The organism is Thioclava sp. F28-4, assembly GCF_002020045.1.
In the GTDB taxonomy this organism is placed as follows: domain Bacteria; phylum Pseudomonadota; class Alphaproteobacteria; order Rhodobacterales; family Rhodobacteraceae; genus Thioclava; species Thioclava sediminum.
The window spans coordinates 449,497-470,976 of the sequence record NZ_MPZQ01000001.1 but is presented as its reverse complement, the minus strand read 5'-3'; the positions used below and the strand labels follow the sequence as shown (position 1 = coordinate 470,976).

At 65.5% G+C, this 21,480-nt stretch carries 21 protein-coding genes; 16 read left to right on the top strand and 5 right to left on the bottom strand.

The window, feature by feature from the left end; translation table 11 throughout:
- Positions 1-149 precede the first annotated feature (149 nt).
- The gene (locus BMI87_RS02255; RefSeq protein ID WP_078519532.1) at positions 150-731 is read right to left on the bottom strand and encodes a VOC family protein; all 582 of its coding nucleotides are present in this window, start codon (positions 729-731) and stop codon (positions 150-152) included.
- 173 nt (positions 732-904) lie between these two features.
- Here BMI87_RS02255 and BMI87_RS02250 point away from each other — a divergent pair, with 173 nt between their 5' ends.
- Positions 905-1,756 (top strand): hypothetical protein, encoded by an 852-nt coding sequence (locus tag BMI87_RS02250; protein ID WP_078519531.1) that lies wholly within the window; start codon positions 905-907, stop codon positions 1,754-1,756.
- Between the two features lie 4 nt (positions 1,757-1,760).
- Here the strand turns inward: BMI87_RS02250 and BMI87_RS02245 are convergent, their stop codons facing one another.
- Entirely contained in the window at positions 1,761-2,423 is a 663-nt protein-coding gene (locus BMI87_RS02245) for a TetR family transcriptional regulator C-terminal domain-containing protein (protein WP_078519530.1), read from the bottom strand.
- A gap of 127 nt (positions 2,424-2,550) precedes the next feature.
- On the opposite strand from BMI87_RS02245, the gene BMI87_RS02240 reads away from it, so the two are divergent.
- The 8 genes from BMI87_RS02240 to BMI87_RS02205 all read left to right on the top strand — a co-directional run bounded on the left by BMI87_RS02240 (position 2,551) and on the right by BMI87_RS02205 (position 10,010).
- Positions 2,551-3,801, top strand: a complete 1,251-nt coding sequence (locus BMI87_RS02240) for a Zn-dependent hydrolase (protein WP_078519529.1) — start codon at positions 2,551-2,553, stop codon at positions 3,799-3,801.
- Positions 3,802-3,902: 101 nt separating this feature from the next.
- Complete coding sequence (hydA, locus tag BMI87_RS02235; protein WP_078519528.1) at positions 3,903-5,354, top strand: dihydropyrimidinase; 1,452 nt, start codon at positions 3,903-3,905, stop codon at positions 5,352-5,354.
- Between the two features lie 6 nt (positions 5,355-5,360).
- The gene (locus tag BMI87_RS02230) at positions 5,361-5,783 is read left to right on the top strand and encodes a VOC family protein (protein ID WP_078519527.1); all 423 of its coding nucleotides are present in this window, start codon (positions 5,361-5,363) and stop codon (positions 5,781-5,783) included.
- Positions 5,780-6,568 (top strand): ABC transporter ATP-binding protein, encoded by a 789-nt coding sequence (locus BMI87_RS02225; protein ID WP_078519526.1) that lies wholly within the window; start codon positions 5,780-5,782, stop codon positions 6,566-6,568. The genes BMI87_RS02230 and BMI87_RS02225 overlap by 4 nt, the downstream gene beginning before the upstream one ends.
- A gap of 102 nt (positions 6,569-6,670) precedes the next feature.
- Positions 6,671-7,534, top strand: coding sequence for an ABC transporter permease (locus BMI87_RS02220; RefSeq protein ID WP_078519525.1), 864 nt, complete (start codon positions 6,671-6,673; stop codon positions 7,532-7,534).
- On the top strand, positions 7,531-8,379 hold the full coding sequence (locus BMI87_RS02215) for an ABC transporter permease (protein ID WP_078519524.1): 849 nt from the start codon (positions 7,531-7,533) through the stop codon (positions 8,377-8,379). The genes BMI87_RS02220 and BMI87_RS02215 overlap by 4 nt, the downstream gene beginning before the upstream one ends.
- Positions 8,380-8,450: 71 nt before the next feature.
- On the top strand, positions 8,451-9,437 hold the full coding sequence (locus tag BMI87_RS02210) for an ABC transporter substrate-binding protein (RefSeq protein WP_078519523.1): 987 nt from the start codon (positions 8,451-8,453) through the stop codon (positions 9,435-9,437).
- A 108-nt stretch (positions 9,438-9,545) separates the two neighbouring features.
- Positions 9,546-10,010: a hypothetical protein gene (locus BMI87_RS02205; RefSeq protein WP_146681482.1), complete on the top strand. Its 465-nt coding sequence runs from the start codon at positions 9,546-9,548 to the stop codon at positions 10,008-10,010.
- A 44-nt stretch (positions 10,011-10,054) separates the two neighbouring features.
- Here BMI87_RS02205 and BMI87_RS02200 read toward each other — a convergent pair whose 3' ends face one another.
- Positions 10,055-11,203: a mechanosensitive ion channel family protein gene (locus tag BMI87_RS02200; RefSeq protein ID WP_078519521.1), complete on the bottom strand. Its 1,149-nt coding sequence runs from the start codon at positions 11,201-11,203 to the stop codon at positions 10,055-10,057.
- A 414-nt stretch (positions 11,204-11,617) separates the two neighbouring features.
- On the opposite strand from BMI87_RS02200, the gene BMI87_RS02195 reads away from it, so the two are divergent.
- The 5 genes from BMI87_RS02195 to BMI87_RS02175 all read left to right on the top strand — a co-directional run bounded on the left by BMI87_RS02195 (position 11,618) and on the right by BMI87_RS02175 (position 17,806).
- On the top strand, positions 11,618-12,976 hold the full coding sequence (locus tag BMI87_RS02195) for a helix-turn-helix transcriptional regulator (RefSeq protein ID WP_078519520.1): 1,359 nt from the start codon (positions 11,618-11,620) through the stop codon (positions 12,974-12,976).
- 51 nt (positions 12,977-13,027) lie between these two features.
- Positions 13,028-13,423, top strand: coding sequence for a response regulator transcription factor (locus BMI87_RS02190; RefSeq protein ID WP_078519519.1), 396 nt, complete (start codon positions 13,028-13,030; stop codon positions 13,421-13,423).
- Positions 13,423-13,761 carry a hypothetical protein gene (locus BMI87_RS02185; protein ID WP_078519518.1) on the top strand — a complete coding sequence of 113 codons (339 nt, stop codon included), beginning with the start codon at positions 13,423-13,425 and terminating at the stop codon, positions 13,759-13,761. Before BMI87_RS02190 ends, BMI87_RS02185 begins: the two co-directional genes overlap by 1 nt.
- Position 13,762: 1 nt before the next feature.
- Positions 13,763-16,489: an ATP-binding protein gene (locus tag BMI87_RS02180; RefSeq protein ID WP_078519517.1), complete on the top strand. Its 2,727-nt coding sequence runs from the start codon at positions 13,763-13,765 to the stop codon at positions 16,487-16,489.
- A gap of 90 nt (positions 16,490-16,579) precedes the next feature.
- Entirely contained in the window at positions 16,580-17,806 is a 1,227-nt protein-coding gene (locus tag BMI87_RS02175) for a FliM/FliN family flagellar motor switch protein (protein ID WP_168175143.1), read from the top strand.
- A gap of 46 nt (positions 17,807-17,852) precedes the next feature.
- On the opposite strand, the gene BMI87_RS02170 is transcribed toward BMI87_RS02175, so the two are convergent.
- Both BMI87_RS02170 and BMI87_RS02165 read right to left on the bottom strand, forming a co-directional pair.
- Positions 17,853-18,353: a DUF6691 family protein gene (locus BMI87_RS02170; RefSeq protein ID WP_078519515.1), complete on the bottom strand. Its 501-nt coding sequence runs from the start codon at positions 18,351-18,353 to the stop codon at positions 17,853-17,855.
- The gene (locus BMI87_RS02165) at positions 18,353-18,778 is read right to left on the bottom strand and encodes a YeeE/YedE family protein (RefSeq protein WP_078519514.1); all 426 of its coding nucleotides are present in this window, start codon (positions 18,776-18,778) and stop codon (positions 18,353-18,355) included. The genes BMI87_RS02170 and BMI87_RS02165 overlap by 1 nt, the downstream gene beginning before the upstream one ends.
- 194 nt (positions 18,779-18,972) lie before the next feature.
- Here BMI87_RS02165 and BMI87_RS02160 point away from each other — a divergent pair, with 194 nt between their 5' ends.
- Positions 18,973-19,311 (top strand): TraR/DksA family transcriptional regulator, encoded by a 339-nt coding sequence (locus BMI87_RS02160; protein WP_078519513.1) that lies wholly within the window; start codon positions 18,973-18,975, stop codon positions 19,309-19,311.
- A 131-nt stretch (positions 19,312-19,442) separates the two neighbouring features.
- Positions 19,443-21,464 (top strand): enoyl-CoA hydratase/isomerase family protein, encoded by a 2,022-nt coding sequence (locus BMI87_RS02155; protein ID WP_078519512.1) that lies wholly within the window; start codon positions 19,443-19,445, stop codon positions 21,462-21,464.
- The last annotated feature ends 16 nt before the right edge of the window (positions 21,465-21,480 follow it).

Sequence of the window (21,480 nt, the reverse complement as noted above, 5' to 3'; positions counted from 1 at the left end):
GCCCCGGGCCGCGCCCGACCTCCCCCCCGGGAGGGCGCATTGGCGATGTCGTCGCGGACATATCTGTCTTGCGGGCTTGCGAGATAAAGTGCCTGGCCACAGGTGACGCGCCGCGCCCACCCGAGGTCGGGCGCGGCCCTCACTCCCGCTCAATACGGGTTCTTCGCCCCGCGATCCTCGCTCAGCGATTGCTGCGAGCGCTCCACGATCATCTCGATCGCATCTGCCAGATGCTCCTCGCCGATCGCCTTGTCGCCGCGGGCCACGCGGATGCGATGCGCCTCGATCATCACCTCGGCATGGGACGATCCGCGCGGCGGCTCGAACTTGTAAGTGGCGAGTTCGATCAGCAGCCCCAGCGGATCCTTGAAATAGATCGAATCCATGAAACCGCGATCCTTCACGCCGGAATGCGCGATCCCGCGCGCATCGAGCCGCGCCACGACCTGCCGATGCGTCGCCATTGAGACGTTGAAGGCGAGGTGATGCACGCAGCCCGGATCGGTGGGTGTGCGGTCATGGACGGGCTTGCGGCTCTCATTGGTGAAAACGGTGATCAGCCGCCCGTCGCCCGGGTCGAAATAGAGATGCCCCTCGTCGGCATTGTCCAGATTGGGTTGGTCGAAGATGAACGGCATCCCGAGCAGCCCTTCCCAGAAATCGATCGAGCTCTGCCGGTCCGCCCCGGTCAGCGTGATGTGATGGACGCCCTGCACCTGCATCTTGCGCATGTCTTTCTCCCTATCTCTCTTGCGAACAAGTTAACCCATGCTGTGCGCAGGTCTAGAAACAGGATCTGTGCGGTGCCGCGCGAAACCCCGCCGAGCACCGTTTCGCCAAATTGCGCGACCTTGTGGCGGCGGGGGCGGGGACTATGTTGCGCAATGATGCTTGGAGACTCGCGATGCTGCGCCTGACCTTTGTCCTTGCCCTGATCTGCCCGCTGCCCGCGATGGCAGAACTGGTCCCGTGCGAGACCTCCATTCGCGGCAAGACCTATTCCTACGTCTACGATGCGGAGAACGCGGCGCTGAAGGAAAGCCGGTCGCTGCGCGAGAAGCTGTTTGGCGAGAAAGGGGAGGTGACCTGCCCGGCGCTGGTCACTCTGCGCGCCCTGACGCCTGAGATGGACGACGAAAGCCGCGCCCCGTTCTGTTTGCAATGGGACAAGGAGGCCGAGACCTATCTGGGCTACGACCGGGGCGAGCGCGACGCCTACGGGCTCTGCCGCAAACCGTCGAAAAGCATCTGCGAACGTATCAAGGGCACCGCGAAGGCCGCTGGCGATCTGCGCGACGATGCGGAAAGCGCCGTGGGCGATGCGGCGAGCAAGGTTCTGGGTAAGAAAATCGGCGGCATGATCGTCTCGGATCAGGCCGGAAACCTGCAAAAGAAGCTGCGCGATGCGGGGCTTGGCGTGCTGGCGGGGGCCTCGACCCCTGCGCTCGCGGCCACGGCGGTGGTCGTGGGTGGCGCGATTTACGTGTGTTCGGATACCGGCGCGGAGGCGGTCGGTCTGGAGGCCGATCCGGTCGAGCCGACCTCGGACGGGAAGGAGCTTCTGGGCGCGAAACTGCCCGAGACGCATCTGCCTGCGGGCGTGGCCGGGGCACCGATGCGCCCGGTCGAGACCGAGACGCTGCCGGAAGAGTCGGAGGCATCGGAGGCGGCTTCGCAAGCCCCGGCGGCGGATGCAAAATCGGATGTCGCCCCCGTCGGCGCGCCGAATATCACCGCCGACCCGGCGGCGAACTGAGCAATCAGGCCACTCCGATCCCCCGCAGCACAATCCCCTTCACGCAGGTCTTCGCCTCTTCCCACTGAGCGTCACTCAGCGGAGCGCCGCCGTTCAAGGTCTCGATCTGATGCGAGAAATCGGCGTAGTGCTGGGTGGTGGCCCAGAGCATGTAGAGCAGGTGATGCGGGTCGACCTCGGCCATTTTGCCTTCCGCGATCCAGCGCCGGATGATCACCGCGCGGCCCTCGGTCCAGTCGCGCAGCGTCGTCTCGAGGTAATCCTGAATCACCGGTGCGCCATGCATCACCTCTGAGGCCCAGACCTTCGAGCCGTTCGGGTGATTGCGCGAAATCTCCATTTTGGCGTCGATATAGGCGCCGATCCCTTCGGCCGGTCCGCTTGCCTCGTCGAACACATCCGCAGCTTCCAGCCAGATGTTGAAAATGCGCTCCACGACCCGTCGATAGAGCGACTCTTTCGTCTCGAAATAGTAATGGAGATTGGCTTTCGGGAGCCCCGCGACATCCGCGATCAATTGCATCGTGGCTCCGCCGAATCCTGCCTCGGCGAAGACCCTCTCGGCGGCTTTCAGGATCGACTCTTCGGTGGCGCGCCGCGCCTCGGCGCGGCTTCCCCGGCTGGCTTGCCCATTTTTTGTGCGCTTGCCGCGCTCATTATCTTTCATTCAAAATACGTCCTGATTTTTGTTGACCGAATGGTCAGACCGTGGCCCACTCAACCTGACCATACGGTCAGAAAAAGATTCGTCGCAAGAGGGGATAACCCCCACGCAGCCGACAGGGAGTTATGAAATGTCAGCACCCGGAGAAAACCTCCGCATCAATCCCGATCGCCTTTGGGACAGTCTCATGGAGATGGCCAAGATCGGTCCCGGCGTCGCCGGGGGCAATAATCGCCAGACCCTCACCGATGCGGATGCCGAAGGCCGCGCGCTGTTCCAGAAATGGTGCGAAGATGCCGGCATGACGATGGGCGTCGACACGATGGGCAACATGTTCGCGACCCGCGCGGGCGAAGACCCCGATGCGCTGCCGGTCTATATGGGCAGCCACCTCGACACGCAGCCCACGGGCGGCAAATACGACGGTGTCCTCGGTGTGCTCGGCGCGCTGGAGGCGGTGCGCTCGATGAACGATCTCGGCATCAAGACCAAGCACCCGATCGTCGTGACCAACTGGACCAACGAAGAGGGCACGCGCTTCGCCCCGGCGATGCTCGCCTCGGGCGTGTTCGCAGGCATCCACACGCAGGACTGGGCCTACGATCGCGAAGATGCGGAAGGCAAGAAGTTCGGCGACGAGCTGAAGCGTGTCGGCTGGGTCGGTGACGAAGAGGTCGGTGCGCGCAAGATGCACGCGATGTTCGAGCTGCATATCGAGCAGGGCCCGATCCTCGAGGCCGAAGGCAAGGATATCGGCGTCGTTACCCACGGGCAGGGTCTCAGCTGGACCCAGGTGACGATCACAGGCAAGGATGCGCATACCGGCTCCACCCCGATGCCGATGCGCAAGAATGCGGGCCTCGGCATGGCGCGCGTGCTGGAACTGGTCGACGAGATCGCCTGGTCGCACAAGCCCCACGCGGTAGGCGCGGCTGGCCATATCGACATCTACCCGAATTCGCGTAACGTGATCCCCGGCAAAGCCGTGTTCACCGTCGATTTCCGTTCGCCCGATCTGAGCGTGATCGAGGATATGGAAAAACGACTGCGCGAGGGAGCAAAGAAGATCTGCGACGAGATGGGCCTTGAGGTGGAGTTCGAGAAGACCGGCGGGTTCGACCCGGTCACCTTCGATCCGACCTGCGTGAGCGCCGTGCGCAGCGCCGCCGAGCGTCTGGGCTATTCGCATCGCGACATCATCTCGGGCGCGGGCCACGATGCCTGCTGGATCAACGCGGTCGCGCCGACGGCAATGGTGATGTGCCCCTGCGTCGACGGGCTGAGCCATAACGAGGCCGAGGATATCTCCAAGGACTGGGCAGGCGCGGGCGCCGATGTGCTGTTCCACGCCGTGCTGGAATCCGCGGAAATCGTAAGCTGAGACGGGCGGAAGAGGGGGCGCTGCCCCCTCGGCGCTAAGCGCCTCACCCCCGGGATATTTGAACCAAATCGAAGGCGGAAGACCTTCGTGGGAGGTAAACAATGACCAAAGTCATCAAGAACGGAACCATCGTCACCGCCGATCTGACCTACAAGGCGGATGTGCTGATCGACAGCGGCAAGATCATCGAGATCGGCCCGAACCTGAAAGGCGACGAAGAGATCGACGCGACCGGCTGCTATGTGATGCCGGGCGGGATCGATCCGCACACCCATCTCGAGATGCCCTTCATGGGCACCTATTCCAGCGACGATTTCGAGAGCGGCACCCGCGCGGCGCTGGCGGGCGGCACCACGATGGTCGTCGATTTCGCGCTGCCCGCGCCGGGCGAAGGGCTTCTGGAAGCGCTCAAGCGCTGGGACAACAAATCGACCCGCGCGCATTGCGACTACTCTTTCCACATGGCGATCACCTGGTGGAGCGAGCAGGTCTTCAACGAGATGAAGCAGGTCACGGAGCGCGGCATCAACACCTTCAAGCACTTCATGGCCTATAAGGGCGCGCTGATGGTGAACGACGACGAACTCTATTCGAGCTTCAAGCGCTGCGCCGAACTGGGCGCGATCCCGCTGGTCCATGCCGAGAATGGCGATGTCGTGGCGGAGCTGTCCGCGAAACTGCTGGCAGATGGAAATAGCGGCCCCGAGGGGCACGCCTATTCGCGCCCGCCGCAGGTCGAAGGCGAGGCCACCAACCGCGCGATCATGATCGCCGATATGGCGGGCGTGCCGCTTTACGTCGTGCACACCTCCTGCGAGGAGAGCCACGAAGCGATCCGCCGCGCAAAGATGCAGGGCAAGCGCGTCTGGGGCGAGCCGCTGATCCAGCACCTCACGCTCGACGAGAGCGAGTATTTCGACAAGGATTGGGATCACGCCGCGCGTCGCGTGATGTCGCCGCCCTTCCGCAACAAGCAGCATCAGGACAGCCTCTGGGCCGGTCTCGCCTCGGGCTCGCTCTCGGTGGTCGCGACCGATCACTGCGCCTTCTCGACCGAACAGAAGCGCTATGGCGTGGGCGATTTCACCAAGATCCCGAACGGCACCGGCGGTCTTGAGGACCGGATGCCGATGCTCTGGACCTATGGGGTCGAGACCGGCCGGATCACGATGAACGAATTCGTGGCCGTCACCTCGACCAACATCGCAAAGATCCTCAACGTCTATCCGAAGAAGGGCGCGGTTCTGGTCGGTGCGGATGCCGATCTCGTGGTCTGGGATCCGGAAGCGACCAAGACGATCTCGGCCAAGACCCAGCAATCTGCCATCGATTACAACGTGTTCGAGGGCAAAGAGGTCAAGGGACTGCCGCGCTACACGCTCAGCCGCGGTGTCGTCGCCTGGGCCGATGGCAAGATCCAGACGCCCGAGGGCCACGGCGAATTCGTTGCCCGCGATCCGGGCATGCCGGTGACCAAGGCTCTGTCCACCTGGAAAGAGCTCACCGCGCCGCGCCCGGTAGAACGCACCGGTATCCCGGCGACCGGGGTATAAGGCGCAATGGCGGCCCCGGTCAGTTCCGGCGTTCTGGAGGCTGCGGTCTATGTCGAGGATCTCGACGCGACCGAAGCCTTCTACGGCGGGCTGCTGGGGCTCGAGCGGCTAACCCGTCGCGACGGGCGGCATGTTTTTTTCCGCTGTGGCGACAGCGTGATCCTGACCTTCATCGCTCAGGCCACGCGGGAGCCACCCGACCCGGAGGCGGCGCTGCCCGTTCCACCGCATGGCGCGGTCGGACCGGGGCATGTATGTCTCGCGGCGGACGCGGAACAACTGAACGAATGGGAACGACATTTGAGGGACAATAACGTGGAGATTGAGGCCGACTTCTATTGGCCGAACGGGGCGCGGTCGATCTACCTGCGCGACCCGGCGGGCAACAGCGTCGAGATTGCGGATAAAACCCTGTGGAGGCGCGGATGACGGCAGCACCGGTAATTCAGGCCCGCGGGCTCAATCTGACTTTCCAGACGGGGGACGGTTCGGTTCACGCGCTGAAAGATATCGACCTCGATATCGAGAAGGGCGAATTCGTGAGCTTCATCGGCCCCTCGGGCTGCGGCAAGACGACCTTCCTGCGGTGCATCGCGGCGCTGGAGACGCCCACGGGCGGCTCGCTGACCGTGAACGGCATCTCGCCGGAAGAAGCCCGCAAGGCGCGCAGCTACGGCTACGTGTTTCAGGCGGCTGGTCTTTACCCTTGGCGCACGATTGCGGGGAATGTGAAGCTTCCGCTGGAAATCATGGGCTATTCCAAGGCGCAGCAGGAAGAGCGTGTTGAAAAAGTGCTCTCGCTGGTCGACCTCGAAGGCTTCGGCAAGAAATTCCCCTGGCAGCTTTCGGGTGGCATGCAGCAGCGCGCCTCGATCGCGCGGGCGCTGGCCTTCGACGCCGAGATCCTGCTGATGGACGAACCCTTCGGCGCGCTCGACGAGATCGTGCGAGACAAGCTCAACGAGGAGCTTCTCAAGCTCTGGTCGGCCACCAACAAGACGATCGGCTTCGTGACGCACTCGATCCCGGAAGCGGTCTATCTGTCGACCAAGATCGTGGTGATGTCGCCCCGTCCGGGCCGCATCCAAGAGGTGATCGAGAGCACGTTGCCGAAAGGGCCGCGTCCACTCGACATCCGCGACAGCGAGGAATTCCTGCAGATCGCGCATCGGGTGCGCGAGGGGCTTCGGGCGGGGCATGCCTATGATGAATGACGCGATGACCCCTACCGCGAGCGGGGGGCTGTCCGCCCCCCTCTGGCTGCGCCATTCACCCCCCGAGGATATTTCGGCCAAGCCGAAGGGGAGGGCGGTCTCATGAAGATGATCGCACCCGTTCTGACGGTTCTGGCCGCGATCTTGCTGCTTTGGTACGCAGCGACGGTCTGGATGAATTCGCAATGGACCTACGATCAGGCGGCACGCGCCGGTGAAGAGGTCACGTTCTCCGAGCTTGTCACCGACACGCTGACCCAGAAACGCCCCGTTCTGCCCGCGCCGCATCAGGTGGCTGTCGGGCTATGGGAAGGTGTGGCCGGGCAGAAGATCACCTCCAAGCGCAGCCTTGTCTTCCACGGTTGGATCACGCTGTCCGCGACGCTTGCGGGCTTCGCGCTGGGCACCGGTCTGGGCATTCTGCTGGCGGTGGGGATCACCCATAGCCGGGCAATGGATCTGAGCGTGATGCCTTGGGCGATCGCGAGCCAGACGATCCCGATCCTCGCAATCGCGCCGATGGTGATCGTGGTGCTCGCGAGCCTCGGGATCACCGGGCTGCTGCCCAAGGCGATCATCGCGGCTTACCTGAGCTTCTTCCCCGTGCTCGTCGGCATGGTGAAGGGACTGCGCGCGCCCGATCACATGCAGCTCGATCTGCTGAAGACCTATAATGCGAGCCAGGGCGCGACCTTCTGGAAGCTGCGGCTGCCGTCGTCGATGCCGTATCTCTTCGCCTCGCTGAAAGTGGGCGTGGCCGCGAGCCTCGTCGGCACCATCGTCGCTGAACTGCCGGCGGGCGCGACCCGCGGGCTTGGCGCGCGGCTTCTGTCGGGCAGCTATTACGGGCAGACGGTGCAGATCTGGTCCGCTCTGTTCGCAGCGGCAGCGCTCGCGGCGATCCTCGTGGTGGTGGTCGGCATCATCGAACAAATCACCCTCAAGCGGATGGGGATGGTGCAATGAGCTGGCTTATTTTCGCAATCGTCTTCTGGCTGGCGGCCTGGGCCCTCAATACCTGGCTTGCGCGCCATCACGGCTCGGAGCGTTGGGCGCGTTTCCTGATCCCGGCCTTGTTCGGCATCACCCTCCTGCTGCTGTGGGAAGGTCTGGTGCGCGGGCTGAATATCAGCCCGGTGATCCTGCCGGCGCCAAGCCAGATCGCGGCGAGCCTGATGGCCTCGACCGATGTGCTGCGCGAGGATTTCGTGCAGACGATCCTCAAAGGCGCGCTGTCGGGCTACATCATCGGCTGTGGTGCTGCGGTGGTGGTGGCGATCCTGATCGACCGCTCGCCCTTCCTGCAACGCGGACTGCTGCCGATCGGGAACTTCGTCGCGGCCCTGCCGATCGTCGGGATCGCGCCGATCCTCGTGATGTGGTTCGGCTTCGACTGGCAGTCGAAAGCGGCGGTCGTCGTGGTCATGGTCTTCTTCCCCGTTCTCGTGAACATGGTGGCGGGTCTGGCGGCCACGAATGCGCTTCAGCGCGACCTGATGGCGACCTATTCCGCAAGCTATTGGCAGGGGCTTTTCAAGATGCGCCTGCCAGCGGCGATGCCGTTTCTCTTCAATGGGTTGAAGATCGCGACGACACTGGCTTTGATCGGTGCGATCGTTGCCGAATTTTTCGGCAGCCCGACGAAAGGAATGGGCTTTCGCATCTCGACCGCGGTGGGGCAGCTTGATCTGCCGCTCGTGTGGTCGGAAATTACCGTTGCGGCCCTCGCGGGCTCGGGCTTCTATGGGCTTGTCGCCCTGATCGAGAAGCTGGTGACTTTCTGGCACCCGTCGCAACGGGCCCGGACGTAAGGGCAAGGAAGAGCCTGAGAAAAACCTAAAATCCCGGGCGTAAAGATCCGGGGCCAACAGTGGAGTGAAAGATGAAGAAACTGATCGCAGGGGTGGCCGCAAGCCTCACCATGGCGGGGGCCGCTTGGGCCAACGAGGACGTGACGCTGCAGCTGAAATGGGTCACGCAGGCCCAGTTCGCGGGCTACTATGTCGCGCTCGACAAGGGCTTCTACGAGGATGCGGGTCTCGACGTGACCATCAAGCCGGGCGGCCCCGATATCGGCCCCGAGCAGGTGATCGCAGGCGGTGGCGCCGATGTCATCGTCGACTGGATGCCGGCGGCGCTGGCGGCCCGCGAGAAAGGGCTGCCGCTCGTGAATATCGCTCAGCCCTTCAAGAAGTCGGGCATGATGCTGACCTGCCTCAAGGAAAGCGGCATCAAGACCCCCGAGGACTTCCCCGGCCATACGCTGGGCGTGTGGTTCTTCGGCAATGAATACCCGTTCCTGAGCTGGATGAACCATCTCGGCATCTCGACCGAAGGCGGCGACGATGGCGTGACCGTGCTCAAGCAGGGCTTCAACGTCGATCCGCTGCTGCAAAAGCAGGCGGCCTGTATCTCGACCATGACCTATAACGAGTATCTGCAGGTGCTCGAAGCGGGCATTCAGCCCGACCAGCTGGTGACCTTCAAATACGAAGACGAAGGCGTCGCGACGCTCGAGGACGGTCTTTACGTGCTCGAAGAGAACCTCAAGGACCCGGCCTTCGTCGACAAGATGGCGAAATTCGTGAAGGCCTCGATGGAAGGCTGGAAATACGCCGAGGAGCATCCCGACGAGGCCGCACAGATCATTCTCGACAATGACGAGACCGGTGCGCAGACGATGGAGCACCAAGTCGGCATGATGAAAGAAGTCTCCAAGCTGACCGCTGGCTCGAACGGCACGCTCGACCCCGCCGACTACGAGCGCACGGTCGACGTTCTGATGTCGGGCGGTTCGGACCCGGTCATCACCAAGAAGCCGGAAGGCGCCTGGACCCATGATGTGACCGACAAGGCTGGCCTCGAATAAGAGAGACACTCTCGCGAAACACGAAGCCCTCCGGTGCGCCGGGGGGCTTTTTCATATTCGGGGTTTCTTAAGGGGAATCGGCTTTGCTGAGCGGCAGGAGGCACTCGCATGGCCGATCGATCAATGACCGCGCAGCGTGCGCGCGCCCGCGCACGGGCTCGCAGGCGTCAGCAGCGCACGCACCCGGCCCTGACCGCGTTCTACGCGGTCGTCGTGATCAGCGTCGCGGGCGGGCTGTTCTACCTCGCATGGAAAAGCCAGTTCGCGGCTCCGCCGAGCTACCTTTTCGACACGCCCACCCAGCCGATCGAGGCCGCCTATTGCCTCGCCGTGGTCCGTGCGCTCTCGGGCGGCGGAAGCGGGGGATATATCGGGCAGGCGCAGGATTTCTGGCTGAAGCGCCTGCTGACATTCAGCGGCGATGTTGCGGGCAATATCGCGAAGGGCGAAGATGCGCTCGGGCACCATCTGATCGGCAGACCTTTGCCCGATCGCCAATGGCTCGTGGATGCGATGGATAAGTGCTCCAACCGCGCGGTGAATTACGGGGTGCATTTCGGGGCCTTCGATTAGCGGCGAACCGCGGCGGCCTGTTGGAGTGTGCCTGCAACGAGCCCTTAGCGGGATGGCGCGTCAGCTGACGAAGCTTCGCCAGAGGGCGTGCCGAGGAATGCCGCCTCCGCCGGCGACAGATCGGCCCGGGTGCGGGGCAGAGCATGCGGCATTTCGGACTGAATCCACGCCACCAGCTCCTCGCGAATATGGCAGCGCAGATCGTAGGTGCGCGGACCGTTGCGCGCGGAGGCGAGGATACGCACCTCCATCACCCGCTCGCGGAAATCGGTCACCTGCAACGCGAAGACCTTGCCATCCCAGAGCGGATCGGCGCGGGTGATCTCTTCGGCTTTCGCGCGGATCGCGGCGACGTCGGCCGTGTGGTCGAGATAGATCATGACGGTGCCGATCAGATCGGCGCTTTCGCGGGTCCAGTTCTGGAAAGGCTGCTCGATGAAATAGCTCAAGGGCACCACGAGCCGCCGCCAATCCCAGATGCGGATCACGACATAAGTCGATGTAATCTCTTCGACATTCCCCCATTCGCCCTCGACGATCAGTGCGTCGTCGATGCGGATCGGCTGGGTCAGGGCAAGCTGGATGCCCGCGAACAGGTTCTTGAGCACAGGCTGCAGGGCGAGGCCCACGACGATACCCGCGGCCCCGCCTGCGGCCAGAAGCGACACGCCATATTGGCGCACGGCGGGGAAGGTCATCAGGGCGGCTGCGACCGCGAGGATCACGATCATTACCTTGGCCACGCGCATCAGGATGCGGGTCTGGGTGACGTGTTTGCGCGCCAGCAGGTTGTCTTCCGCGTCGAGCTTGAAGCGCCGCAGGTGGATCGTCGTCCAGATGTAAAGCGCGGTATAGGCGATCCAGGCGAGGCAGAGGATCAGCGCGACGAGCAGAATGTGGGTGATTGCTGTGGTCGCGGCCGGGCTTGTCGGGGCGAGCCCGTTTGCAAAGCCGAGTGCGGCGATCAGAAGGATCAACCGCATCGGTTGCGCCCCGCGTGCAACCAGCGAGCGCCAGAACAGATCGCGATCGGCCACCGCTCGGTTGAGCGCCGTGAACAACACCCTAAACAGCAGCAGCGCGATCAACGCCGCGATCACATAGGCGATCAGCGCCACCGCCCAGTCCGGCAGGAATTTCTGCGCCGTATCGATGGCGCTGGCCAGTTCGGTCTCGATCGTCTCGGGCTCCATCCGGGTCTCCGCGAATTGCCGCGCTGTTATGCTGCGCTGCCGCATTGATGATGGCGCATCGGGCGGAGCTGTCAAATCGGGCCGGGAATTGACGTCGATCATAGAGCGAACAGGCCGGCAATGTAGAATGACATATGGGGAAATCGTCCCATGCCGAGAATTGGAGAGAGCCATGAAAAACCGCTTTTTCGCAACCGCCGCACAGCTTGCCGCGCTCGTCGCGTTGGTCGCGTTTGCAGGCTGTACGCAGCTTGAACGCGATATCGGGGAATGCGAGCCGGGTGTCGGGGGTATATCAGGCATGGCCACGGTCGCGCCCTCTGGAACGGGATCCTGCTGAGGTCCTGTAAACCCCTGTAAAACTATTTTCTTCTTCTGCACTTGTTTGTAAAAACGGGTGCAGGAGGAGTTTACATGGCCCGTTCCCCGCTGACCGGCACCCGCATCCGCGAGCGGCGCAATGCGCTTGGCTTGAAACAGGCTGAACTGGCGCGGGCCTCCGGGATTTCGGCGGCCTATCTCAACCTGATCGAGCATAATCGCCGCCGGGTCAGCGATGCGTTGATCTTGCGGATCGCAGGCGCGATGGGCGTCGATCCGGTCACGTTGGGCGAGGGGGCGGAAGGGGCGTTGTTCGCCGGGCTGCGCGAAGCGGTCGCGTCCCTGGAGCTGGCCGAGACAGGCAGCGGCAATGCCGCAGTTGGTACCAGCCAAGCCGCGCCCGATCTCGACCGGATCGAGGAATTCGTCGGTCGCTTTCCCGCATGGGCCGCGCTTCTGGTGAACCGTCAGGCGCGGCTGACCGAGTTGGAGCGCGTGGTCGAAACCTATGCCGAGCGCATGGCGCAGGACCCGTTCCTGCTGACCTCGCTGCATGAGGTCCTTTCGGCGGTGACCTCGCTGCGCTCCACCGCCGCGATCCTTGTCGAGACCGAGGATATCGAGCCGGAATGGCGCGCGCGGTTTCTCAACACGATCCAGGAGGAAAGCCTGCGCCTGTCGGGAACGGCCGAGGCGTTGGTCGGCTATCTCGACGAGATGGAAACCGCCGAGACCGGCCTGTCCTCGCCGCAGGAGCAGTTGGAAGCGTGGCTCGAGGCGCGCGGCTGGCATGTCCCGGAACTGGAGGGAGGCGGGGCCGATCCGGTCGAGCTGATCGCGGGCGCGCCGGAATTGGCGTCCTCGGCGGCCCGGGAACTGGCGCGCGGCCATTTGCAGCGGCAGGCCGCCGATGCGCGGGCCTTGCCGCTGGACCTGGTGCTGGCGGCGCTGACCGAGCTCGGCCCCGATCCGGGCGCGCTGGCGGCGCGCTTTGCCGTGCCGCTTGCGCAGGTGTTGCGGCGGCTAGCGGCGTTGCCAGAGGGCGCGCCGGGTTTGGGGCAGCCGGGATTGGTGGTCTGCGACGGCTCGGGCACGCTGACCTTCCGCCGCGCAGCCCCCGGTTTCCTGCTGCCGCGCTTCGCCGCCGCCTGTCCGCTCTGGCCGCTCTATGAGGCGCTTGCACGGCCGATGCAGCCGATCCGGGCGCTGGTCGATATGGCGGGGCGCTTGCCGCAACGCTTCCTGACCTATGCCGTCTCAGAGCCGCGCCCGGCGGGGTTCGACGGTCCGGTGCTGATGCGCGCCACCATGCTGATCCTGCCAGCCCCCGCGCAGAGCGCCGATGCGCCGGCGCGTCCGATCGGCGCGTCGTGCCGGATCTGTCCGCGTGGCGAATGTCCGGGGCGGCGCGAGCCTTCGATCGTTGCGGATGCGTCGGCGGGGAGGGCGTGAGGGTTTGACAGGGCGCGACACGGTGGCGATAGTCGGGTGAGGGGGATGGCTATGGCGCAAAGACAGGTGCTGTTGATCGAGGACGAGCCGCATATCGCGGAAGCGATCCGCTTCATTCTGACGCGTGCGGGCTGGGCGGTGTCGGTACTCGAAGACGGCGCGCGGGCAATGGCGCGCATCACCGGCGATCCGCCCGATGCAATCATCCTCGATCTGATGCTGCCGGGGCGCTCCGGTCTCGAAATCCTTGCCGATATGCGCGCGGATGCCGCGCTGCGCGACTTGCCGGTTCTGATGCTCAGCGCGCGCGGGCAGGGGCGCGACCGCGATGCGGCGACCCGTGCCGGTGCGACGGCCTTCCTCGCCAAGCCATTTGCCAATGGCGACGTGCTCGACCAGCTCGAAGCGATCACCGGCGGGGGCGCTGCGCGCCGGGAGCCCGCCTGATGCCGCAGACGGGCCAGCCGCTCTTTCTCGCCCGCCGTTCCTATCGCCGCCGCCGCCTGATGGATGCGGCGCGGCTTTTGCCGATTGTCGGGCTGGTGCTGATCCTGATGCCGGGCCTGTGGCATCCGGCGCAGACCCCGGTGCCCGATACCGGGCGCGGCGGGCTCTACCTTTTCGCGGTCTGGATCGTGCTGATCCTCGCGGCTTTCGCCATCTCCCGCGGGCTGGGCCCGGTGCTCAACGCAGAGGACGTGCCCGAAGGCAATGGCGAGGCCGGGGGGGCAACCGACGCCGCAACCGCCAGCCGCGCGTCGGACGCGCCGCCGCCGGAGGGCTGAGATGCCCTTCAATAATCTCGTCGCGGTCTGCCTCACCTATGTAATCGTGCTCTTCTCGGTGGCGTTCGTGGCCGAACGCCGCGCGCAGCGCCGCCGCCTGCGCTTCCTGCGCTCGCCGGTGATCTACACGCTCTCGCTGTCGATCTACTGCACCGCCTGGACCTTTTATGGCGCGGTCGGCTACGCGGCGCGCTCGGGGCTGGAATTCCTGACGATCTACCTTGGCCCGACGCTGGTCTTCGTCGGCTGGTGGTGGGTGTTGCGCAAGCTCGTGCGGATCGGGCGCACCCATCGCGTGACCTCGATCGCGGACCTGATTTCTAGCCGCTACGGCAAGTCGAACACGCTGGGCGTCATCGTCACACTGATGTCGGTCGCCGCCGCCACGCCCTACATCGCGCTACAACTGCAATCGGTGACGCTGAGCTTCGGCGTCTTCGCGGCTGGCACGCCCGAGGGCTGGGCGCTGCCCGATCAAGGCGCGACGGCGCTGTGGATCGCGGGCGGGCTTGCGATTTTCACCATCCTCTTCGGCACCCGAAACCTCGATGCGAACGAGCGTCACCACGGTGTCGTCACCGCCATCGCGCTGGAGGCGGTGGTCAAGCTGGTCGCGCTGGTCGCGGTGGGCGTCTTCGTCGTCTGGGGTCTGGGTGGCGGGCCGATGGACATGCTCTCGCGGATTGACGCCTCGAAGATCGCGGAATGGGATCTCAGTCCGGGGCGTTTCGCGGGGCTGACCTTCGTCTCCGCCGCCGCGATCCTGACCTTGCCGCGGATGTTTCAGGTGCTCGTCGTGGAGAATGTCGACGAGCGGCACCTCGCGACCGCAAGCTGGGCCTTTCCGGCCTATCTGATGCTGATGAGCCTCTTCGTCGTGCCGATCGCGGTGATGGGGCTGGAGCGGATGCCCGAGGGCGCGAACCCCGATCTGTTCGTGCTCACGCTGCCGCTGTCGGAGGGGCAGGGGAAGTTGGCGCTGCTGGCCTTCTTGGGCGGGTTTTCCTCGGCCACGTCGATGGTGATCGTCGCTGCCATTGCGCTCGCCACGATGGTCTCGAACCATATCGTGACGCCGCTGTGGCTGGCACTACGCCGGGAGGGGCCGCGCGCCCAGGGCGATGTGCGCGGGCTGGTTCTGGCCTCGCGCCGGGTCTCGATCATCGCGGTGCTGGCGATGGGCTATGCCTATTACCGGATGTCGGGCGGCTCCGAGGCGCTGGCGGCGATCGGCCTGATCGCATTCGTGGGCGCGGCGCAGGTTCTGCCCGCGCTGATCGGCGGCATCTTCTGGCGCGGCGCGACCCATGTGGGCGCGGCGGCGGGGTTGGTGATCGGCTTCGCGCTCTGGGCCTATACGCTGTTCCTGCCCTCGGTGGGCGATGCCGGACTGATACCGCAGATCGTCCTGGATCACGGGCTGTTCGGGTTTGAATGGCTGCGTCCGCATGCGCTCTTCGGGATCGCGGGGCTCGACCCGCTGCTGCATGCGCTGTTCTGGTCGCTGCTGTTCAACACGCTCGCCTTTCTGGTCTTCTCGATGCTGTCCTTCCCCGGCCCGATGGAGCGGCTGCAGGGCGTGGCCTTCGTCAATATCTACGATCAAAGCCCCGCCGCGCGCTCTTGGGTGCAAGGCGGCGCGGAGGCCGAAGACCTGTTGTCCATGTCGCAGCGAATTCTGGGAGCCGAACCTGCGCAGCATTTCTTTCAGGCGCAGGCGGCGGGGCAGGGCAAAGCCGGGTTCCTGCCCGACACCACGCCCGATTTTCTCGCCCGGCTGGAGCGCAAGCTGGCAGGCTCGGTCGGGGCCTCGACGGCGCATGCGATGATCGCGCAGCTCACCGGGGGCACCTCGGTGTCGATGCAGGACCTGATCGCCGTGGCGGGCGAGACGGCAGAGGCCAAGGAATACACCGCGCGGCTCGAGGCGAAATCCGAGGAGCTCGCGCGGGTGGCGCGGGCGCTGCGGGAGGCCAATGACAAGCTGCAGGATCTGTCGGTGCAGAAGGACAGCTTCCTCAGCCAGATCAGCCACGAGCTGCGCACGCCGATGACCTCGATCCGCGCCTTCTCGGAAATCCTGATGGAGCCGGAGCTGCCGGATTCGATGCGCGCCCAATATGCCGAGATCATCCACGAGGAAGCGCGCCGCCTGACGCGTCTGCTCGACGATCTGCTCGACCTCTCCGTGCTGGAGAACCGCCGCGCCCAGCTCAATGTCTCGGTCGCCAATCTGCACGACCTGATCAACCGCGCGGTGCAATCGGCCTCCTCGACCCAGCCCGAGCGCGCCTTCCGCATCGAACGCGATTTCCCGACCGAGCATATGCCGATCTTCACCGATGCCGATCGGCTGGTGCAGGTCATGATCAACCTGATTTCGAACGCGCGGAAGTATTGCGATGCCGAGAAGGCGGTGCTGCGGATCGAGGTGAAGCGCCGGGGCAAGCGGGTGCAGATCGACTTCATCGACAACGGCGCGGGCATTCCGAAGAAGAGCCAGAAGCTGATCTTCGAGAAATTCGCCCGCCTGACCGATCAAAGCCGCGCCGGCAGCGCGGGCCTCGGCCTCGCGATCTGCCGCGAGATCATGACCAATCTGGGCGGCACGATCGACTACGTGCCGGGGCAGGGCGGGGCCGCGTTCCGCATCACCCTGCCGCTGAGGCGCAGCGATCAGCGCGCGCCTTCCGATCAGCCCTCCGAGAGCGCAGCCCTTTCTCGCTAAGCCGCGAAACACTTGGTGTTTTCAACGTTTTGTAAACCTCGATCTGCCAAAGCTGAGCCATGAGACCCCGAAGGCGGGTGGATGGAGGCCATGGTTCACGAGCGCGAGACATCGGTGCTGCGGCGAAAGACCGAGGCGGCGAAGGCGGTTGCGGGCGCGGCCCCGATCACGCCTGCGCGCGCGATCACGCTCGCGCTGTCCAAGGTCGCGCAGGACATGCTCGAACTGCCGCTGCAGGTCGCCTCGATCGAGGAGGCGACGCGGTCTCTCGCCGATCTGCCCGAGATGCTCGAAGATCTGTCGCTGCTTGCGGTGATCGAAGGGCCGGGGGAGGCGCTTGGCGTGCTGGCCTTGCCGCCTGCCACCTTGGCCACGCTGATCGAGATGCAGACGATGGGGCGGTTCGGCAAGACCATGCCTGCCCCACGCAAACCCACCCGGATCGATGCCGCCATCGCCGCCGATTTCGTCGATGCGGTGCTGGCCGAGATCGAGGAGGGCTTGATCAGCGACCCTGCGATTTCCTGGGCCGGGGGCTTCCGCTTCGCTTCGCATCTCGACGATCCACGGCCGCTTGGTCTGCTACTGGAAGATGTCAGTTACCGTGTCTGGACGGCGCAGCTTGGCTTCGGCACCGGCGGCGAACGCAGCGGCGGCTTCCTCTGGGCGGTTCCGCGCGAAGGGCGGGGCGGGGCGATGCGCCGCGCGGCCCCGGCGGCGGGCGAAAATCCGGAGGGCGGTTCGGGGCCCAAGGCGGAAAGTTTCATCCCCGAAGACCCCGCGCGCGACTGGTCCGACACGTTCGAACGCTCCATTCTGGCGGCCTCCGCTCAGCTCGAAGCGGTCCTGCACCGCGTCACGCTGCCGCTGTCTGCTGTGCTGACACTGCGCCCCGGCACCGAGATCCCGATACCGGAGGACGCGTTGGAGAAGATCACGCTCGAGGCGCAGGGACGGCGCAAGCTCTCGCTCGCCCGTCTCGGCCAAAGCCGCGGGCTACGTGCGCTGCGCCTGCGCGAGGAAGACGAGGCGGCGAATGGTGCTGGCCGTGGGGCTGAGACGTTTGATGCCGGGGCGTCGCCCTATGCGCAGGCCCCGACGCTTGACGAGGTGCCGGGCCTGTCCAGCCTCGGCGACCCGCTCGATCCGGTCTATGATCCGGGGGATGGTCTCGATGCCGCCCACGCGGCCGAGCCGCGCGGGTTGGACGGGCTTGAACCCGATATGGATTTTGGCGAGCCACTCGATCTTGATGCGCTCTCCTCGACGGAAGACGACGACGCGCTGCCGCCGCTCAAGATCCAATCGGGCATGTAATCGCACCCCCGCCCAAGGGAGTGCGAATGCAGGCTGCGGCGGCGACTTAAGCGCCGCGCGTCGCCGAGGTCGCGGACGCCTCTTTGGTCCCGTTCTCGCAGGGCGGCACTTCCAGCGTGCTGCGATCCAACAGGCTCAGCCACGCTTTCGCCCGCGGTGCGAGGGCCATTCCGACCCCCATGGCGATCAGGAACAGCCAGCCTTCCCAGCCATTGAAGGACAGCGAGCCCATCGCGGGGCCGGGGCAGAGCCCCGCAAGTCCCCAACCCGCGCCGAACAGGAGCGAGCCGAGCACGAGATTGCGATCCACGAGCCGCGGAAACGGCCCCGGCATCGGCGAGCCCAGCATCGAGGTTTCGCGGCGCTTCGCGAAGATCCAGACGAAGAACATCACGCTCACCGCGCCGCCCATCACGAAGGCCAGCGTCGGGTCCCAATCGCCGAACACGTCGAGCCAGCCCTGCACCTTTTTCGTGTCGACCATGCCCGCCACGAGAAGCCCCGCGCCGAACAGCCCTCCCGAGAGGAATGCGAAGAAATTGCGCATCAGATCACTCCCAGAAAATGCCGGAAGATCACGAGGACCAGCGCACCGCCGAGCAGGTAGAAGGCGGTGGCGACGATCCCGCGCAGCGAAAATCGCGAGATGCCGCAGACGCCGTGGCCCGAGGTGCAGCCATTCGCGATCCGCGTGCCCAGGCCCACCATCAGGCCTGCGGCTACGATCACCCAGACGGAACTGGTCATATGGGTGTCGACTGTTGTGTAAAGCGGCACGAGAAGCGGTGGCACCGCGATCAGCCCGCCGAGGAAGGCCACGCGCTCGGACACAGTCTCGCGGCCCGAGCCGTCGACCAAGCCGCCGATAATGCCGCTTGCGCCCATGATCCGGCCGTTGACCAGCAGAAACAGGCCAGCGCCCGCGCCAATCATCAGGCCTCCGACGAGGCCCCAAATCCAATCTTGATGCATGAGCTCTCCCTGTGCTCAATTGCGGATCGAACGGGCTCTCCCGGACCCGTCAGAGTTGTAATGCTAGACCTCACGCCCGTGACGGTGCAAGCAATTTGATATCTGCATATGTGCGTGAGTGCGACCGGTTGATTTGCGTCAAGGCGGATAAATGCTTGCCTGTTTAGGTGGTTGTATCGATCAAGGAGGACAGGATGAAGTCGATTGAAACGCGCAAGAGCGAACTCGAAACCCGCCGGGCGCAACTCTCGGAACGGATGGCGCAGGTCGAATCCGAGCTTGAGAGCCACGAAGAAAAGGATTGGGATGACGCCGCGATCGAGCATGAGAGCGACGAGGTTCTCGAAGATCTCGGCCAGTCGGCGCAGTCCGAGATCCGCGCGATCGACGCCGCCTTGGCCCGGATCGAGGCGGGCGAATACGGCTATTGCGTCACCTGCGGCGAGCGCATCGACGAGGCGCGGCTCGATCTGCTGCCCGCAACACCGTTTTGCCGGGCGCATGCACCGGGCGCGAAGGCGCCCCGTCAGTAACCTCAGGCCTATCATTTCAAAGGGGCAGGGGCAGGCATTTGTCCCTGCGGGCCTCCCCCGGGGATGCGCGATTTCCCTTTTGTTTTGAACCTGCTTCGCTTTAAACTTCGCGCGGCGGTGGATCGCACGGAATGCCCCGCCACAAGTGGGGGACGATGGCGAACCGGGTGAAATTTCGCACACAGGACGGGCTTGCTTGGCTGACGCTCGCGGCGCTTGACGATCAGGGCGCGCGGGCCGGTATCACGGCCCAGATGCGCCGCGCGATCGGCGGCGTGCTCGACCGGGTCGACGGCGACGAGAGCCTGCGCGGTCTGGTCCTGCAGGGCGGTGCGGCGGGCTGGCCCTGCGCGCCCGATCCGCTGGAAGATTTCGACGCGATCATGCCGCGCCCCGCGAAGGGCGAAGAGGTGCCGAGCCTGTCGGAGCTTTGCCGACGACTCGGGGCGCTCGATCTGCCAGTGCTTGCGCGGCTCTCCGGGCGGATCGCGGGCGGCTCTATGGCGCTGGCGCAGGCCGCCGATCTGCGCATCGCCGATCCCGACACCTGTTTCGCGGCACCGGAATTCGCGCTTGGCGGCTTCGTCGGTGCAGGCGGGCTCGTGCGGCTCGCGCGGCGGATCGGCGGCGCGCGGGCGCTCGCGATCGTGGCCGCCGGCGAGGAGGTCGAGGCCGAGCCCGCCCGGGCGCAGGGCCAATGCGACCTCGTGCTGGGCGCGACCGATCGCAGCCAGATTGCCGCCGCCCTCGATATGCTGATCGCCGAGGGCGTGCCGCGCACCGATACTGCGCTCGACGATCCCGCGACCTATCTCAACGATCTCGCGCCGTTGCGCGCACAGTTGGGAAAAGGCGCGCTTGCGCCGGTGGGCGCACGCCTGTTCGAAGTGGTCGAAGGCGCGCTGTTGTTGCCGCTCGACGAGGCGCTCGATGTCGAGGCGGTGGCCTTGCAGGAACTGCTTGAAGCGCAGTTGTCGCAGGCGTTGCGCCATTCCGCACGGGTCACGCGTCGCGCCGCCCATCTGCCCGGCGAGGGCACGCCCACCGCGCCCGCGCCGCTGCGGATCGGCCTTTGGGATCAGCCCGCGGCGATGGCCGGAGGCTTGCTCGCCGCCGGGCACGAGGTCGTCTTCGGCGCAAGCGACCCCGCCGCGATCGAGACGGCCTTTGCCGATATCGCGCGCAAACAGGAGATCGCGGTGCAATCCGGCGCCCTGTCGCCCGACATTCGCGAGGCCGATTGGGCGCGGCTCGGTGCGGCGATGACCCGCGAGGGGCTGTCAGGCTCGGATGCGCTGATCGCCTCGGGCAAAGGGAATTTCCCAGCCGCGCCGCTGAGCGCGCGCAACGCTGAGGATCTGCCCGAAGGCACGAACGACTTCGGGCTGCGCTGCACCGGCGATCTGTGCGAACTCGTGCCGCCCGAGGGCGCGCTGCCTGCCGATCTCTACGCTATGGCGGGGCTGCTGCGGCAGGGCGGAGCGCAGGTTCTGCGCGGTGGCCCGGGCGCGGGCGGCATCGCCGATCATCTGCGCGCCGCCTATATCGCCGCGGCAGAGCGTGCGGTGCTGGCCGGGGCCTCGGTCGCGCAGGTCGATGCGGCGGTCCGCGAGGCAGGCGGCGCGCGTCCACCGCTGGAGCTGGCCGACCGGCTGGGCGTCGACGCCGTGCTGGAGGATTTCGTGCGGCTGCATCGCCCGTTCGGCCCGCTTCTCAGCCTGCTCGCGCTCGATGCCGCGGCGCGTGGCACGCGGCAACAGGGCTTTTACGATTGGTCCGAGGGCACGCCGCGCCCGGTTCCCGATCAGGCCGAGGCGCTGGCGGCTTTGCGCGACGAGGCCGGGATCATGCCGCGGCGTCTTTCGAATGCGCGCATCCGCGCCCGGATTCTGGCCGAGCTTGCCAATTGTGGCGCGGGGCTCTTGCAGCACGCGCAGGCGCATCGGGCGGGCGATATCGACGTCGCGGCGCGCCATGTGCTGGGCTTTGCACCGCAGATGGGCGGCGTGATGTTCGCCGCCGACCGCGCAGGCCTTCTCGGGACGCGCAAGCTGCTGCGCGAATTGGCGGAAGAGGGCGCGCCCGAGCCGGTCACGCTATGGGATGTGCTGATACGCAACGGAAAATGCTTCGCCGATCTCGACGACGCCTGAGGGGGCGTGGGTGTGA